The following is a 17234-nucleotide window of genomic DNA, read 5'->3' as shown; positions in this document are numbered from 1 at the left end:
ACCGAATGAAGTCTATTCCTGCTCCAGCATCAGTGTCGCCAGAGGCGGCAGCGTGATGTTGGCGATTGTCGCTCCCGTGGTGCTCTTCTCGGCGTAGACGGCGCCGCCGTTGCCCTTGCCGCTTCCTCCGTAGATTTCCGCGTCGGTGTTGAGGATCTCCTTCCAGCGACCCTGGACCGGCAGCGGGATGGCGTAACTCTCCCGGTAGACGGGCGTGAAATTGGTGATGACGGCGACGAGCTTCTCACCGGGCGCCTTGCGCAGCCAGGCGAAGACCGAATTGTCGCGGTCGTCGGCAAGCAGCCACTCGAAGCCGTCGCCTTCACAATCGCGCGCATGCAGGGCGGGCTTGGCGCGATAGGTGCCGTTGAGGTCACGCACCAGCCGGCGCATGCCTTCGTGCAGGTGGTATTCGAGCAGGTTCCAGTCGAGCGCGCGGTCCTCGGACCATTCGCGCCATTGCGCGAATTCCTGGCCCATGAACAAGAGCTTCTTGCCGGGATAGCCCCACATGAAGGCGTAATAGGCCCTGAGATTGGCGAACTTCTGCCAGTCGTCGCCGGCCATCTTGGCGATCAGCGAGCCTTTGCCATGCACCACTTCGTCATGGGAGAGCGGCAGCACGAAGTTTTCGCTGAAGGCGTAGAGCAGGCCGAAGGTCAGGTCGTTGTGGTGGAACTTGCGGTGCACCGGCTCGCGCGACAGGTATTGCAGCGTGTCGTGCATGAAGCCCATGTTCCACTTGAAGCCGAAACCCAGGCCGCCAGCATGAACCGGATGGGATACCTTCGGCCAGGAGGTCGATTCCTCGGCGATCGTCAGGATGCCCTGGTGGATGCCGTAGATCTGGGTGTTCATCGTCTGCAGGAAGCGAACCGCTTCGAGGTTCTCGTTGCCGCCATACTCGTTCGGCACCCATTCGCCATGCTTGCGCGAATAGTCTAGGTAGAGCATCGAGGCGACCGCATCGACGCGTAGTCCGTCGACATGGAACTTCTCGGCCCAGTAGAGCGCGTTGTTGACGAGGTAGGACAGCACCTCCTGCCGGCCGAAATTGTAGATCGCCGTGTTCCAGTCGGGGTGGAAGCCCTGGCGCGGGTCCTCGTGCTCGTAGAGCGCGGTGCCGTCGAACCAGCGAAGCCCGTGCTCGTCCGTCGGGAAATGCGCCGGCACCCAGTCGAGGATGACGCCGATGCCGACCTTGTGGCAGCCGTTCACGAAGCGGGCAAAGCCCTCGGGCTCGCCGAAGCGGGCGGTCGGTGCATAGAGGCCGGTCGTCTGGTAGCCCCAGGACGGGTCGAAGGGAAACTCCGAGATCGGCAGGAACTCGATGTGGGTGAAGCCCATATCGACGCAATAGGGGATCAGCCGGTCGGCGAGTTCGTCCCAGGTAAGCATCTCGCCATTGTCGCGGCGCTGCCAGGAGCCCGCATGGACCTCGTAGATCGAGATCGGTTGGCGCCGCGCATCGACCGTCGCCCAGTGCTTGCGATGCGCCTCGTCCTCCCAGGTTTGCGCGATCTCCGGCGTCGTCACCGAAGCGGTGTTGGGACGAAGCTCGGACCTGCGGGCAAAAGGATCGGCCTTCAGCGGCAGCAGCGTGCCATTGCGGTCGAGGATCTCGTACTTGTAAGCAAGGCCGGCCTCGACGCCTGGGATGAAGATCTCCCAGATGCCGGTGTCGGCACGCAGCCGCATGACGTGGCGCCGGCCATCCCAATTGTTGAATTGGCCGACGACGGAAACGCGCTTGGCATTGGGCGCCCAGACGGCAAAGTGATAGCCGTCGGCGCCATCGTGATGGATCGGATGTGCGCCCATCTTGTCGAAGAGCCGGAGGTGTGAACCTTCGCGGATGTAATAGTCGTCCATCGGCCCGAGGACCGGCCCGAAGCTGTAGGGGTCGATGACGACCCATTCGCCGCCCTGGTTGCGGGCGCGATAGCGCACGGGCTGGGGTTTCTTCAGAGAGATGGGACCTTCGAAGAAACCGGCATCGTCACGGCGTTCGAGCGTGCCGAGTTCCTTGCCCGAGAGCGTTTCCACCGCAACGGTCTCGGCATCGGGGATGAAGCAGCGGGCAAGGATGGCCTTGCCGGCGGAGTGTACGCCGAGGACCGCGAAAGGATCATCGTGCGTACCCGAAAGAATGGCCGCGATTTCCGGCGCTGACAGCAGACCTGAAGCTGCGGGTTCCGGGTCCTTGCCGGCCGAAGGCGTCATCCAGCTCTCCAGATTTCCCCGGCATATTGCCGGATGGTGCGATCGGACGAGAACCAGCCCATCCGTGCGGTGTTGCGGATCGCCTGCGCATACCAGTCGGATGGATTCGTCCAGAGCTGGTCGATCTCGCGCTGCGCTTTGGCATAGGCTTCGAAATCGGCGGCAACCATGAACCAGTCGTGATTGTAGATGCCGTCGACGAGGCCGGAGAAGCGGTTGCGGTCATCGGGCGAGAAGACGCCCGAGGCGATGGCCTGGAGGGCCTGCGACAGTTCGGGCGAGCCCTCGATGATGGCGCGCGGATTGTGGCCTTCGGCACGCGCCTTCGCCACTTCCTCGGCGGTCATGCCGAAGATCTTGATGTTTTCCTCGCCGATCCAGTCGCGCATCTCGACATTGGCGCCGTCGAGCGTGCCGATCGTCAGCGCGCCGTTCAGCGCGAATTTCATGTTGCCGGTGCCCGAGGCTTCCATGCCCGCGGTCGAGATCTGCTCGGACAGATCGGCGGCCGGAACCATGATTTCGGCGAGCGAGACGTTGTAGTTCGGCACGAAGACGATCTTGAGTAGGCCCCGTACCGCCGGATCGTTGTTGACGACCCGGGCGACATCATTGGCGAGCTTGATGATCAGCTTGGCGTTGTGATAGCTCGGCGCCGCCTTGCCGGCAAAGAGCTTGACGCGCGGCACCCAGTCCCGCTCCGGATGCGAGCGGATCTGGTCGTAGAGCGCGACGGCCTCGACGATGTTGAGGAGCTGGCGCTTGTATTCGTGGATGCGCTTGATCTGGATGTCGAACATCGCCGACGGATCGAGCCTGATGCCGAGCCGGCTCTGGACGAGCTGGGCGAGGCGGACCTTGTTGGCACGCTTGACGGCAGCGAAATGCTCCTGGAAATCCGCCTTGTCGGCGAAGGCATCGAGCGCCTGCAGCGCCTCGGTATTGTCCATGAACTCATCGCCGATCGCGTCACGGATCAGCCCGAAGAGCCCGGGATTGCACTGCATCAGCCAGCGGCGCGGGGTGATGCCGTTGGTCTTGTTGTTGATGCGTTCGGGGTAGAGCTTGTGGAGGTCGGCAAAGACCGTTTCCTTCATCAGCTCCGTATGCAGCGCCGAAACGCCGTTGATCGAGTGCGAGCCGACGAAGGCGAGGTTGCCCATGCGCACCCGCCGCTCACCGCTCTCGTCGATCAGCGAGATGTTGCGGATCTCGTCGTCGGTGGCGCCCTTCTGCTTGCGCGCCTCGATCAGGATCTTGGCGTTGATCGCATAGACGATCTGCATGTGGCGCGGCAGCAGCCGTTCGATGAGCGGCACCGGCCAGCTTTCGAGCGCTTCCGGCAGAAGCGTATGGTTGGTGTAGGAGATCGTGCGGCGGGTGATGTCCCAGGCCCGCTCGAAATCGAGACCGTGCACGTCGGTGAGCAACCGCACCAGCTCCGCCACGGAAATGGCCGGGTGGGTGTCGTTCAGCTGAATGGCAACGGCGTCCGGCAGCGAGTTGAAATCCGGATATTGCTGCAGGTGCCGGCGCAGGATGTCCTGCAGCGAGGCGGAAGAGAAGAAGTATTCCTGGCGCAACCGCAGTTCCTGGCCAGCCGGCGTAGCGTCGGCAGGGTAGAGCACGCGGGTCAGGCTTTCCGCCTTGTTGCTCTCGCGCAGCGCGCCGATGTGGTCGCCGGCGTTGAAGGCCGCAAGCAGGATCGGGTCGATCGGCTGCGCCGTCCAGAGGCGAAGCGTGTTGACGCGCTTTGCCCGCCAGCCGACGGCGGGCGTGTCAAAGGCGGTGGCGATGACGCGCTCGGCCGGCTTCCACACGAAGCGCTGGATCTCCTCGTCGATGTTGGCCGTTTCGACCACGCCGCCGAAGCCGATCTCGTAGGAGCTTTCACGCCGCTCGAATTCCCAGGGATTGCCGTGGGCGAGCCAGGTCTCCGGCAGTTCCACCTGCCAGCCGTCAGCCATCTGCTGGCGGAACAGGCCGTGCATATAGCGGATGCCGTAGCCATAGGCGGGCACGTCGACGGTCGCCATCGATTCCATGAAACAGGCGGCGAGACGGCCGAGACCGCCATTGCCGAGTGCTGCGTCCGGCTCGAGCTCGGCGATGACGTCGATATCGACACCGAGAGAGGCGAGTGCGTCGCGCATCTCGTCCATCAGGCCGATATTGGTCATCGCGTCGCGCATCAGCCGGCCGATGAGGAATTCGAGCGACAGGTAATAGACGCGCTTGGCACCGGTCGCGTAGGTCTTGCGGGTGGAATCCATCCACTTGTCGGTGATGCGGTCGCGGGCGACCAGGATCGCCGCCGTCAGCCAGTCATGGGGCTTAGCGACCTTCGGATCCTTGCCGATACGATACTTCAGACGTTCGAGGATTTCGACGGCGAGCTGGCCGGGTTCAGACGACCTTGGGGCGGGCTGCGGCACTTCGTTGGTGGAGAGCCTGTTCATCATGAAACTGTCTTTACCCTTTTGCGTTGGGAGGTCGCAGGCCGGAACCGACCGGGGATAGGGCAATTTATGCATCGATCCGAAGCGCTTGCAACAGATGTTTTTAAATGGATTAGAATTGTCTCAAGCTACGGAACTCGCTGGCGGAACGGAGCCGCAATACCTAAACGCGAAAGCCGCCTGGCGTGACCGGGCGGCTTGAAGGATGCAGGTTCTGACGTTTTACTTCGTCAGGCGGGTAGCCATGGCCGAGGCTTTTTCGCCGATCGCCTTGAAGGCTGCGATCAGATCGGCGGCTTCTTCCGCCTGGAAGTAATTTGCCTCGGTTGTGGCGCAGGACTTCAGCAAGGCCTTGCCGCGATCGGGCGCCATGAAGGCGACGGTGTAGACCTGCACGTTGTTCTTTCGGGCGGTGTCGCACCACGCCAGGGTTGTCGTGTCGTCGCTCGTGTTGTTGTTGGCGCCGTCGGTCATGAAGACGATGTATTTTGTCGGGACCTGACCGTTCTTGGCCTTGTGGGCCGTATCCTCGGTCGTCGCCGCTACGCGGCTGTAGGCTGTCTTGAACGCGTTACCCGATGCGGTGCCGCCGGTCGCGATAAGGGCGTTCACATAGGTGGAGGTTCCGGTCGTGCCCCAATTGAGGTTGCCCGCCGCATCCTGTGCGGAGTTGTAGGAAACAGCCGCGGTGCGGACATACAAACTACTCGGGTCGGCGGTGTTCAGCTGCTTGAGCAGATCACTGACGGCGGTCTTCAGCGCGTCGATCTTGGTTACATAGCAGGGGCTGGTTGCTGCCAGGTTTGGATATCTGCCCCAATTCGACTCTGTGTAGTTCGGGCAGGATGTCTTCGTGGCGTTCAGCGTATTGGTTTTCCAGGCCATCGAGCCGGAGCGATCGAGCACCAGATACATCGAGAGCGCATTCTTGCTCTCTGTCGCGCTTTCTGCGGTGGCACGGGTTTCGATGTCGATTGATGTCTTCCCGAGCAGGCGTGTCATCGCGTTGAACTGGAACGTCTGCTTGTTCAGGACGGTGACGTTGTAGGCCTTGCCGGTAGGACCATTGGTGCTTTCAATGATGTCAATGGTCGGCTGGCTGCCCGTCGACGCGTCCGCCGAAGCGGTCTTGGCCAACGAGCTCGTGCCGCTTTGATCGTTCCCGCCGGGAACGTCGACGGCGGTGCCGCCCGACTGCGTCTTGAGGAAGGCCGCGGCAATTTCCTTTGCCTTGGCGATCGTTGGCGGATCCTTTGAGACCAGAGAGGAGGCCGCCGCGAGCGCCGCCGCGTCGGCTGCATCCTGCATCTGGTTCTTGGCCGTCATCATGCTGGCCAAGTCGATGGCGACGCCGCCGGCCGCCAGCAGCAAAGGCGTCGCAAGCGCCGCCATGATACCGAAATTACCACCCCGGTCCTTGAGCATCGCCACAAGGGACCGGCCTACAGTGTATCGTCTTCCCATCTTTGCACACCCCAGAGGAACACGTTGCAAGCTTGGGGCACAAATAGCGTCGATGGCTTACGATATCGTTGCGGCAATCGCTGCAATTTTAACGGAACTCAGGAAAACCAGTGCTTACAGAGGGTTCCGCAATTGTGGCCTTGTCCGGAAACGGGAATGGCCTGTACCAAATCGGATCAGGGCACCGGAATGACGTCCACGGCCTGCTTCGTCGTCTGGCTGCCATAGCTCTTCAGGACCCCGATGACGGGGGCGACGTCGCCGTAATCACGGCCGTGGCCGACGACGATATGGTCGGTTCCCGCCGGAATATTGTTGGTCGGATCGAGTTCGAACCAGCCGCCTGTGGTGCCGCACCAGATCCGCACCCAGGCGTGCATGGCATCGGCACCCTCGAGGCGCTCCTTGCCGGGCGGAGGGATTGTCCGCAGGAAGCCGCTGACATAGCCGGCGGGGATGCCGAGGCTTCTCAGTGCCACGATCATCACATGGGCGAAGTCCTGACAGACGCCGCGCTTCAGCTTGTACGCCTCACCCGGTGTCGTGTTCACCGTGGTTGCCTCGCCGTCATAGGTGAAATCGCGGTGGATGCGCTCGCACACGGCGATGGCGATCTGCCGGACCGTCATGGCGTCGGTGACGATATCCTGCGCGTAGGCGGCAATTTCGGGGACTTCCGGCAGGAGCGGGCTTGGCCCGGTGAAGTGGTGTGGCGCCTCGGCGTCGACCGACCAGCAGGCGGCGAGTTCGGCCGGCAGGCCGGCGAGATGAGGCGAGAAATCCGCCGTCAGCGGCTGTGGCTCCACCTGCACGCGCGCCTGCATGCGGATCGTCAGATCGGCATGGGAGGAGCGGAAGAGGATCGACGTGAACGGGTTGGCAAAAAAGTCGATGCTTTCGGCGCGCTCGGCCGGCATCGGCTGGCAGCTCAACGAACCGACGATGAGACGCTGGCGGCCCTGAAGGGTTGCCGGCATGACGCGCACGAGGTGGCGACCGCCGGAGACCGGCACTTCGTAGTCATAGGTGATCTTCAGGCTGATATCGTAAAGCAATGGTCGCGCCCCTTAGCCGAGATAGGTTCGCGCGAGCAGGTCGGACAGGCCTTCGAGATCCCCCTCCAACCGATTGTAAACGCCGAGAGTCATGGCTTCCGGCGTCATCACCGCAAGGCCAGAATGCAGGCGCATCGCCTCGCGATAGAAGGGCGACATCTGCCCATTGACGAAAGCGTTCGGCAGCAATTCCACCTCGGTCTTGATCTCGTTCAACTGGTAGAGCACCGAGCGCGGGTTGAGCGGGTCGAGCGCCAACAGGTCCGTTACGGTCAATGCGGCGGTGCTGACATTGTAGCGCCGGCGGTGGGTCATGACGCTGTCGCCGATCTCGAGCAGCATATCGTAGGCGCCGTCAGGCGCATCCGGTCCCGACATATGGCCGAGCAGCCGCGTCATGTGCAGGCCACGCTCGAGATAGCGGCCGATCGAAAGAAAGCGCCAGCCGGTGAAGCGGTACATGTTTTCGTGCACGAGACCGGCAAAGCCGGCGAGCTTGCGCAGAAGCACGGTCATCGCGCGGGTCGCATCGTCGCCGGCCTGCACCGTCGCATGGAACTTGCGCGCCGTCTGCGACAGGTCGTTCAGCGCCAGCCAGCCGTCCGGCGAGAACCGGTCGCGGATGTTGCCGGCGCTGAAGAGGGCGCTGGCAATATTGGCAAGCAGGCTGTCGGGCACCGGCTGGCGCGTGTCGATGTCGAGCGCGGCGAGATAGTCGCTGACATCCCTCAGGAGCGGCAGGTCCGGATCGGCGGTTTCGGCGAAGCGACCGTGCCAGGCGCGCAGGATGCGCAGCGCCCCTTCGGCGCGCTCGATGTAACGGCCGAGCCAGAAGAGGTTGTCGGCCGCCCGGCTCGGCAGGCTCCCGGGCATGTTGCGGGTGAAGCTCTCCTCCGCCGGAAGCAAAGTCGTGCGTTCCACCGGACGGTCGCTGACGATCCAGACGTCGGCGGCGGTGCCTCCCGCCTGCATCGCGATGGCGGCCACATCGTCGCCGGAGCCGATGCGGGCGAAACCGCCGGGCATGATCTGCCAGCCGTCGCGGGTCCGTGCCGCGAAGACGCGCAGGCTCATCGGGCGCGGCGTCAACCGGCCGCGAACCCAGGCCGGGGTAGTCGAAAGCGTGACGACCTCCTGGCCGACGAGCTTGCCGCCTTCGGTGCCAAGCCAATCGGCGATCGAGGCGCGAGCCTCCTCGCCGAGCGTTGCGCCGAGCACGGACTGGCCGTTGTCATCGAAGAAGGGGCGCGTCGCATAGGCCGGGCCGATGACCATGCGATCGAGATTGGCAGCGACCTGTTCTCGCTCGCCCGGCTGGCCGCACCACCAGGTGGCGATCGAGGGCAGCTGCTGCTCCTCACCGAGCAGGTGGCGGCAGATCGCCGGCATGAAGGCGAGGAAGGCGCGTGTCTCGACGATGCCGCTTCCGAGCGCGTTGACGATCGAGACGGAGCCGGCGCGAAGCGCCTCGACGATGCCGGGCGTGCCGATATGCGAGGACTGGTTCAGTTCAATCGGGTCGGCGAAGGCCGCGTCAAGGCGGCGCCAGAGCACGCCCACGGGTTTGAGGCCGGCGACTGTGCGTACCATCACCCGGCCGCCGACCACCGTCAGGTCTTCGCCTTCGAGCAGCATGAAGCCCAGATAGCGGGCGATATAGGCATGTTCGAAATAGGTCTCGTTCGCGATGCCGGGCGAAAGCACGGCGATGCGGTCGTCCGGATGCAGCTTGCGACTCTGGAGCGCATCGCGGAATTCGCCGAAGAAGCCGGCCAATCGGTGTACGTGGGTTTCGGCATAAAGATTGGAGAAGGCGCGCGTGGTCGCGACCCGGTTCTCCAGCGCGAAGCCGGCCCCGGAGGGCGCTTCGGTGCGGTCCGAAAGGACCCACCAGTTGCCATCGGGCCCGCGGCCGATTTCGAAGGAGACGAAGTGCAGAAAGTGACCATCGGCCGGCTTCACGCCGACGAGCGGCCGCAGGAATTCCGGATTGGAGGCGACCAGCGCCGGCGGCAGCAGGCCTTCGCGCACCAGCCGGTTCTCGCCATAGATGTCGGCAACCACCTTCTCCAGAAGCTCGGCGCGCTGGACGAGCCCTTGCGAAACCGTCGCCCATTCCTTCTCGTCGATCAGGACCGGGATATGGGACAATGGCCAGCTTCGGTCGGTACTCTCCTTGGCGCCGTAGACCCGGTAGAAAACGCCGGCGTCGCGCAGGTAGCGGTCGGCGCGGGCGAAGCGGTTGGCGAGTTCCGTTTCATCGAGCCGTCCGAGCGTCGCGAGTAGCCGCTGCCACACCGGGCGGACATTGCCCTCCCGGTCGAGCATCTCGTCGGCGATACCAGGAAGGGCGCGGTAGCCGAAGACCGGATCGTCGTCGGTGCCCCGATGGTTCGCGGCGGCTGTCTGCTTTTTCGCCATTTACGCTCCTGGCGGACGCCTGAGATCAAGCGTCATCGGGAATTCTATAGACGGGCTTTCCGGGCGAAGCGGGTAACCTCCTGACGTATGACCCCAGGGCTCGAACCGCGCCAGGCGCCGCGCTTCGGCCTCGTTGCCGTTGACTGGAAACGTATCGTAGCTTCGCCCACCCGGATGGGCGACATGGTAGACGCATCCGCCAATCGCCCGATTCGACCATGTATCATAAATGTCGAATGTGAGGGGAGTGTTGACCGGCAGGACCGGATGCAGGCCCGAGGCCGGCTGCCAGGCCTTGTAGCGCACGCCGGCAACGGCCGAGCCGTTGGAGCCGGTGCGCGTCAACGGTACCGGCCGGCCGTTGCAGGCAACCGCATAGCGCTCGGGATTGGCGGTATCGAGCTTGACCTGCAGGCGCTCGACCGAACTGTCGACATAGCGCACGGTGCCGCCGATCGCCCCCTGCTCGCCCATCACGTGCCAAGGTTCGAGCGCCTGACGGATTTCGAGCCTGGCGTCTTGATATTCGACCTCGCCGCAGAAGGGGAAACGGAACTCGAGCTGGGCCTCGAACCATTCCGGCTTCAAGTCGAAGCCGTGGGCGCGGAGGTCGGCGAGCACTTCGAGAAAATCCTGCCAGACGTGGTGCGGCAGCATGAAGCGGTCGTGCAGCGCCGTGCCCCAGCGCACGAACCGGCCGTCGATCGGATGCTTCCAGAAGCGGGCGATGAGGGCGCGCACCAGCAATTGCTGGGCGAGCGACATGCGGGCGTTCGGCGGCATCTCGAAGCCGCGGAACTCGACGAGGCCCAGACGCCCGGTCGGCCCGTCAGGCGAAAACAGCTTGTCGATGCAGATTTCCGCCCGGTGCGTATTCCCTGTCACGTCGACGAGCAGGTTACGGAACAGACGGTCGACGAGCCAGGGCAGGGGAGGCGCAGTCGCCGAGCCCGGCATCGGCACCTGGGCGAGCGCGATTTCGAGCTCGTAGAGCGAATCATGCCGGGCCTCGTCGATGCGCGGCGCCTGCGAGGTCGGGCCGATGAAGAGGCCCGAAAACAGGTAGGAGAGCGAGGGGTGCCGCTGCCAGTGCAACACGACGCTTTTCAAGAGGTCCGGACGGCGCAGGAACGGGCTGTCATTGGGATTGGCGCCGCCGACGACCACGTGATTGCCGCCGCCGGTGCCGGTGTGGCGCCCGTCGATCATGAACTTGTCGGCACCAAGCCGGCTTTGGCGCGCCTCTTCGTAGATCGCGGTGGTGATGTCGACGCAATCGCGCCAGTGCGATGCGGGATGAATGTTGACCTCGATCACGCCGGGGTCCGGCGCAACACGGATGACGTTGATGCGCTCATCCTGCGGCGGGGCATAGCCTTCGATATGGACGGGCAGGCCGACGTTGGCGGCAGCCCGTTCCGCAGACGCGATGAGGTCGAGATACTCCTCGATGCTCGTCGTCGGCGGCATGAAGACGCAAAGCCGACCGTCGCGCGGCTCGACGCTGATGGCAGTGCGCACCAGGCCGGCGATCTCGTCGCGCGCCACCGGCAGCGGGGTTTCCGGAACCTCCGAGGGCTGGAAACGCGCCTGCTGCGGCCGGCTGATCTCTTCGGAAAAATCGGGCAGGCCGTCGCGCGGCACTGTCGGATCGACCGGGTTGATGTAGGGGAACCAGGAGGGCGCGATATAGGGCAGGGCGCCGAGCGGCAGGCGATAGCCGACGGGACTGTCGCCGGGCACGAGGAAGAGACGACCCCGGCGGGTGCTCCACTTTTCGCTCATCCACTTCCGTCCCGATGCACGGGCATTCCAGGCCTGCACCGGCAGCACGTAGCCCGTGGGCGTCGTCAGCCCGCGCTCGAAGACACGCGCCATGCGGCTGCGTTCTTCCGGATCCTTGAGCTTGGAGTTGGCCGGATCGACATTGTCGGGGAGGTTCGCCTCCTTCAGCAACCATTCGGCCGGGTCCTCGAAGGCGGGCACGACCATGTCGGCCGCAAGGTCCAACTCGCCGGCGATTGCCTGGAGCAGGCGTTCGGCGTCCTTCTCGGTGACATCGTGGCTGCCCGCCTCTTCGGCGATGAGATCGGGCCGGCGCCAGATCGGTACGCCGTCCTTGCGCCAATAGAGCGAGAAGGTCCACCGCGGCAGGCTTTCGCCGGGATACCATTTGCCCTGGCCGTAATGCAGGAAGCCACCGGGGGCGAAGCGCTCGCGCAGGCGCCGGATCAACGCGTCCGCCTTTTCGCGCTTGGTCGGGCCAACGGCGGCGGTGTTCCATTCCTCGGACTCGAAATCGTCGATCGAGACGAAGGTCGGCTCACCGCCCATCGTCAGCCGGACGTCGTTTTCCTGGAGCACCTGATCGACCTTCTCACCGAGCGCATTCAGTGCGTCCCAGCTTTCGTCGGAGAAGGGCTTGGTGATGCGCGGGTGTTCGGCGACCCGCGCTACCTTCATATCGAAGGCGAAATCGGTGCGGGTTTCGGGGTCGCCGAAGAAACCGCCGGAGATCGGCGCGGCGTTGCGGAAATGCGGGGTGGCGGCAAGCGGGATGTGGCTTTCGCCGGTCAGGAGGCCGGAGGTCGGGTCGAGCCCGACCCAACCGGCGCCCGGCAGGTAAACCTCGGCCCAGGCATGCAGGTCGGTAAAGTCGTGGTCAGTGCCGGAGGGGCCGTCGAGCGCCTTCAGATCGGGGGTCAACTGGATGAGGTAGCCGGAGACGAAGCGGGCGGCGAAACCGAGATTGCGCAGGATCTGGACGAGAAGCCAGCTCGAATCGCGACAGGACCCGCGGGCCGAAGTCAGCGTCTCCTCCGGCGTCTGTACGCCGGGCTCCATGCGGATGACGTAGCCGATCTCCTGCTGCAGGCGCGTGTTGAGCCCGACGACCATGTCGACGGCGCGCTGGCGCGAGCGGTCGACCGTCGCGAGGAAGGCGCCAAGCGCCGGACCGACCGGCTCCGGCGTCATGTAGATCCTGAGATCGTCGCTGAGGTCTTCCGGATAGGGGAAGGGCCAGTGCTCGGCCTCCTCTTCGACGAAGAAGTCGAAGGGATTATAGACCGTCATGTCGGCGACGAGATCGACCTCGATCTTCAGTTCGCTGACCGGATCGGGAAAGACGAAGCGGGCAAGGTAGTTGCCGTAGGGATCCTGCTGCAGGTTGACGAAATGATTGGCGGGCGAAACCTTCAGCGAGTGGCTGATGACCTTGGTCTTGGAATGGGCCGCAGGCTTCAGCCGGATGATCTGCGGCGACAGCCTTACGGGACGGTCATAGGTGTAGTGGGTCAGGTGATAGATGCTGGCCTTGATCGACATGCCGGATTTGGTCCCCTTCGTGGGAGGTCTGGCGCCCCCATCGCCACGAAGTTTGTGCAATGCAAATCGAGAATGCAAGCGCGAAAGCGCGTAAGGAAAATCGAGGCGCCGCAATACTTTCGCACGCCTGGGCGGGGCGTGCGAAAGGCGGGCGTTATGCCGGTCAGACGATCGGCGGGTTGATCCGCGCAAAGCCCTCCTGGCGATAATAGGGGAAATAGGGATAGGCCGGCGTCGTCTTGCTTGCCTCATCGAGGCGGGCGATCTGCTCCAGCGACAGCGACCAGCCGACGGCGCCGAGATTCTGTCGAAGCTGCTCCTCGTTGCGGGCGCCGATGATGACGCTCGAGACGGTCGGGCGCTGCAGCAGCCAGTTGATGGCGATCTGCGGGATCGTCTTGCCGGTCTCCTCGGTGAGTTGATCGAGCACGTCAACGACGTCGTAGAGCTTTTCGTCGTCGACCGGCGGGCCGAAGGCCGCGGTATCGTGCAGGCGGCTGCCCTCCGGCCAGGGCTGGCCGCGCCTGATCTTGCCGGTGAGACGGCCCCAGCCGAGCGGGCTCCAGACAAGCGCGCCGACGCCCTGATCGGCCGCAAGCGGCATCAGTTCCCACTCGTAGTCGCGTCCGACCAGCGAATAGTAGACCTGGTGGGCGACATGGCGGACGAGGCCGTGCTTCTCGGAGACGGCCAGCGATTTCATCAGTTGCCAGCCGGCGAAATTGGAGGCGCCGACGTAGCGCAGCTTGCCGGCAGCAACGAGGCCATCGAGCGTTGAGAGCACCTCTTCGACCGGTGTCCCCGCGTCGAAGGCGTGAAGTTGCAGGAGGTCGATATAGTCGGTGCCGAGCCGCTTGAGTGCGTCGTCGACGCCCTTCGTCAGACGCGAACGCGATGTGCCGGCATCGTTCGGGCCATCGCCCATCGGCAGCGCGATCTTGGTGGAGAGCAGGACGGCATCACGCCTTCCCTTGATCGCGGCACCGAGTACGGTCTCGGAAGCACCGTCCGAGTAGACGTCGGCCGTGTCGAAGAGATTGACACCGGCCTCCAGCGAAATGTCGATCAGGCGTCGCGCTTCGGCTGCGTCGCTGTTGCCCCAGGCGCTGAAGAGCGGCCCCTTGCCGCCGAAGGTTCCTGCGCCGAAGCTCAAGGCCGGCACCTTCAGTCCCGATGATCCAAGCCGTCTGTATTCCATGTCTGCAAGCTCCTCGTTGGCTTCGTTCGTGCGAGACACCGGGCGCCGGCGCTCGCTTCAAGGAGAAGGTGGTGTTGGGTTCATTTGCGATGTAGACCTCACGAAGGAACATCATTTGTGAGTTGAAGTCACATGTCGCGCTTGACGGTCAATCGTTCGGGGGAGATGGCGGTTTTTGCCAAGGTGGTGGAGCTTGGCGGCTTCTCGGCCGCGGCCAAGGTCTGCTGCATGACACCGTCGGCCGTCAGCAAACTCGTCCAGCGACTGGAGGAAAGGCTTGGTGTCCGGCTCGTCAACCGTTCGACGCGGCGGCTGCAATTGACGGCGGAAGGCTGCGCCTTTTATGAGCGGGCCGTGCGGATCCTCGCCGACATCGACGAAGCGGAGCGCTCGGCCGGTGCCGGCGAGACGCCGGAGGGCCGGGTCCGCCTCAATGTCAGCGCTTCCTATGCGACGCATGCGCTGATGCCGGTGTTGCCCGAATTCCTGGCGGCGTTTCCGTCGGTCTCCCTCGATATCCTGCAGACGGACGCCGTCGTCGATCTGATGGCGGAGCGGGTTGATATCGCCGTGCGCGCCGGCCCGCTGAAGACATCGAGCCTGATTGCCCGCAAGCTCGGCAGCACGTCGATGACGATCGTCGGCGCCCCATCCTATCTCGATCGTTTCGGCGTGCCTCAGACCATAGGGGATATCGAGGCGCATAACCGGCTGAGCCACAGCTACGTTCGGGCGCTCGATGGCTGGCCGCTCCTTTCGAATGCAGAACGGATCGCTCTGCCGCCGACGGAACGGGTGCGGGTGAGTGATGGCGAGGGTTTGCGCCGGCTCGCGCTTGCGGGCGTGGGCCTCGCCCGGCTGCCGACCTTCACGGTCAGAGAGGATATCGAGGCCGGCCGGCTGCTGCCGGTCGCCGAACACTTGAACCCCGGCGACACCGAAGCCTTCCACGCCGTGTTCCACGGTCCGGGCGGGGCTCTGCCTGCCCGCGTGCGGGTCGTGCTCGACTTTCTGGCTACGCGCGCGCGGATTTCGTCTTTGTGAAGGGGGCAAGGTCCGCAGGACGGCCGCAGACGCGATTGCGACCCTCCGACTTGGCGCGATAGAGCTCTGTGTCGGCATCCTCGATCAGGTGCTTCCAGCCGCCGTTTGCGGTTCGTCCCTCGGCCACGCCGAAGCTGGCGGTGACGTTCAGCTCCTGTCCGCCCGCAACGACGATCGGTTCATGGGCGAGATTGGCCCTGATCCGTTCCGCAAGTGCAAGGGCCGACTCGATGCTGTCGCCCGGGGTGATGATCGCGAACTCCTCGCCGCCAAAACGGGCGACAAGATCGGAGTTGCGCACGGAGTTGCGGATGATGCGGGCGGTTTCCTTGAGCACGATGTCGCCGACCAAGTGACCGTGGGTATCGTTGATCTGCTTGAAATGGTCGATGTCCATCAGGATCAGACAGGCATCCTGGTTGCTATCGGCAGCGTCTTCAGCGCCACCGATGAGCTCCAAGGCCCGGCGGTTGAGCAAGCCGGTCAGTTCGTCGGTTTCGGCCTGGCGTTCGAGGTGCCGCATCAACAGCGCGCGTTCGTCGAGGCGTTTGCGCAGCACGTCGATCGCATCGAACAAGCGCCCCATCTCGCCTTCGCCGCCCTTGCCTTGAAGACGCGCGATCGGGCGGTCGTTGGCGAGTTCGATGATGCTATGGCGTGCAATGAGCAGCGGCTCGAAGACCAGCGAGCGGGCGCGGCGCATCAGAACCAGCAGGACCAGGAACAGGGCGAAGGTCGCGAGGCTGGCGACCGCCAGCTTGACCGAAGCCCGCGTCTTGTTCACCGCGAGCCGCTCGACGGTCGCATCCATGAAGGCGCGGCGAAGATCCTCGAGCGGCTTCATCTTCGGGACGAAGCGGTCAGTCAGCTGCTCCGCGGTCATCGGGTAAGCGCCCGAATGTCTGCCGATCGCGACGATGCTGTCGATGATTGCAAATCCTTCGCCGAAGAACTCGCGGTCGATCCTGGCGAGATCTGCGATATTGGCCGGTTTCAGGCCGGGAAGGGCACCGGGCTTGCCGACAATGGACCAGGTTTCCTGCAGCCTGCCGCGCGTACGCTCGCTGTCGGCGATGTTCTTCGCTTCGAGCGGCTGGCCGACGGCAACCGGGGCCATGACCTGGGATCCGAGGCGGCCGCCGTCTTCGCGCAGATTGGCGAGCATCTGTGCCGCAAGCGCAATGCCGGCAAGGTTCGGGTCGGTGTTGGTCAGGCGTTGAACGTTCCAGTCGATTGCCGGGCGAATGGCATCGATGACGCTGAACATCGCCTCAATCGTTGCCTGGATTTCTGTCAGGTCCCGTCGTTCGGGCGGAAGTGCGGCAATGCGGTCGACCTCGGCGCGCGCCAGCACCAGGCGGCGGCGGACTTCGACGAGAATGGGGGAGAGGGCACCGGCCGGCTCCGTGCGGCTGGCATTGTCGATGTCTTCGGTGAGCTTTGCGAGCGCCTCGTCGCTGCGGGCGCGAAACTCGGCAAGGCGGGCCTGGACCGGTGAACCGGGCGCCACGCCGATGCCGAGCACGCCATTGGAAGGTCCGCGCTCGGCCGAGAGATAGTTTGCGGCGTCGAGCACGCGGCAGAACGCCAAGACTTCGATCAGGTTGCGGCGGGCGATGACGAAATCGCTATAGGAGGCGACAATGATTTCGGTCGCGAGCACACCGGTACAGGCGACGACGATGGCGAGCAGCCATTGGAGCTTGCGGCGCAGCGCCTTTGCGGTACGCGCTTTCGCAACGCCCGTCTCTGGGGGCGCATGGCTGCCGCCTTTGCTCTTCATTTACGCGAAGTTGCTCCACCCATGTCGCCGCTCATCACTTTGGCTGTCGCGACAATTCTTGTCGTGCGACAAGAAACCCATCCGAAATCAGTGTGCTCGTTGCCCCTGTTATCGTATAAGGTGTTAAATAAGCTTGAAATACCCTGAATTACCAGGGGTTGCGCCGCAACCGAGGGATGCGTGCGGCGCAGGGCAGCGGTCCGCCAGCGCGCTCCACCCGTCGGATTGAATGAAGCCCGCCTCCCAAGGGAGGCGGGCCC

9 protein-coding genes are annotated in these 17234 nt (G+C 64.1%); 1 reads left to right on the top strand and 8 read right to left on the bottom strand.

Features of this window, described 5'->3' with window-relative positions; all coding sequences use genetic code 11:
- Positions 1–12: 12 nt before the first annotated feature.
- The 7 genes from glgB to AC0C6X_RS16260 all read right to left on the bottom strand — a co-directional run bounded on the left by glgB (position 13) and on the right by AC0C6X_RS16260 (position 14147).
- Positions 13–2223 (bottom strand): 1,4-alpha-glucan branching protein GlgB, encoded by a 2211-nt coding sequence (gene glgB / locus AC0C6X_RS16290; protein ID WP_173520350.1) that lies wholly within the window; start codon positions 2221–2223, stop codon positions 13–15.
- Positions 2220–4682: a glycogen/starch/alpha-glucan phosphorylase gene (locus tag AC0C6X_RS16285; protein ID WP_173520659.1), complete on the bottom strand. Its 2463-nt coding sequence runs from the start codon at positions 4680–4682 to the stop codon at positions 2220–2222. Before AC0C6X_RS16285 ends, glgB begins: the two co-directional genes overlap by 4 nt.
- A 222-nt stretch (positions 4683–4904) precedes the next feature.
- The gene (locus AC0C6X_RS16280) at positions 4905–6146 is read right to left on the bottom strand and encodes a VWA domain-containing protein (protein ID WP_173520351.1); all 1242 of its coding nucleotides are present in this window, start codon (positions 6144–6146) and stop codon (positions 4905–4907) included.
- A gap of 176 nt (positions 6147–6322) precedes the next feature.
- The gene (locus AC0C6X_RS16275) at positions 6323–7201 is read right to left on the bottom strand and encodes a transglutaminase family protein (RefSeq protein ID WP_173520352.1); all 879 of its coding nucleotides are present in this window, start codon (positions 7199–7201) and stop codon (positions 6323–6325) included.
- A gap of 12 nt (positions 7202–7213) precedes the next feature.
- Positions 7214–9622 (bottom strand): circularly permuted type 2 ATP-grasp protein, encoded by a 2409-nt coding sequence (locus AC0C6X_RS16270; protein WP_472954029.1) that lies wholly within the window; start codon positions 9620–9622, stop codon positions 7214–7216.
- Positions 9623–12949, bottom strand: coding sequence for a transglutaminase family protein (locus tag AC0C6X_RS16265; protein WP_472954027.1), 3327 nt, complete (start codon positions 12947–12949; stop codon positions 9623–9625). It lies immediately after the preceding gene.
- 163 nt (positions 12950–13112) lie between these two features.
- Positions 13113–14147, bottom strand: a complete 1035-nt coding sequence (locus AC0C6X_RS16260; RefSeq protein ID WP_247959807.1) for an aldo/keto reductase — start codon at positions 14145–14147, stop codon at positions 13113–13115.
- 132 nt (positions 14148–14279) lie between these two features.
- On the opposite strand from AC0C6X_RS16260, the gene AC0C6X_RS16255 reads away from it, so the two are divergent.
- Positions 14280–15191 carry a LysR family transcriptional regulator gene (locus AC0C6X_RS16255; RefSeq protein ID WP_173520356.1) on the top strand — a complete coding sequence of 304 codons (912 nt, stop codon included), beginning with the start codon at positions 14280–14282 and terminating at the stop codon, positions 15189–15191.
- On the opposite strand, the gene AC0C6X_RS16250 is transcribed toward AC0C6X_RS16255, so the two are convergent.
- Positions 15163–16974 (bottom strand): diguanylate cyclase, encoded by a 1812-nt coding sequence (locus tag AC0C6X_RS16250; RefSeq protein ID WP_472954025.1) that lies wholly within the window; start codon positions 16972–16974, stop codon positions 15163–15165. The genes AC0C6X_RS16255 and AC0C6X_RS16250 overlap by 29 nt on opposite strands.
- Positions 16975–17234: the final 260 nt, after the last annotated feature.

It is taken from the genome of Ensifer sp. VA4 (genome assembly GCF_055710065.1).
Note: the sequence above shows the minus strand (reverse complement) of the source record. Positions and strands in the feature narration are given on the sequence as shown.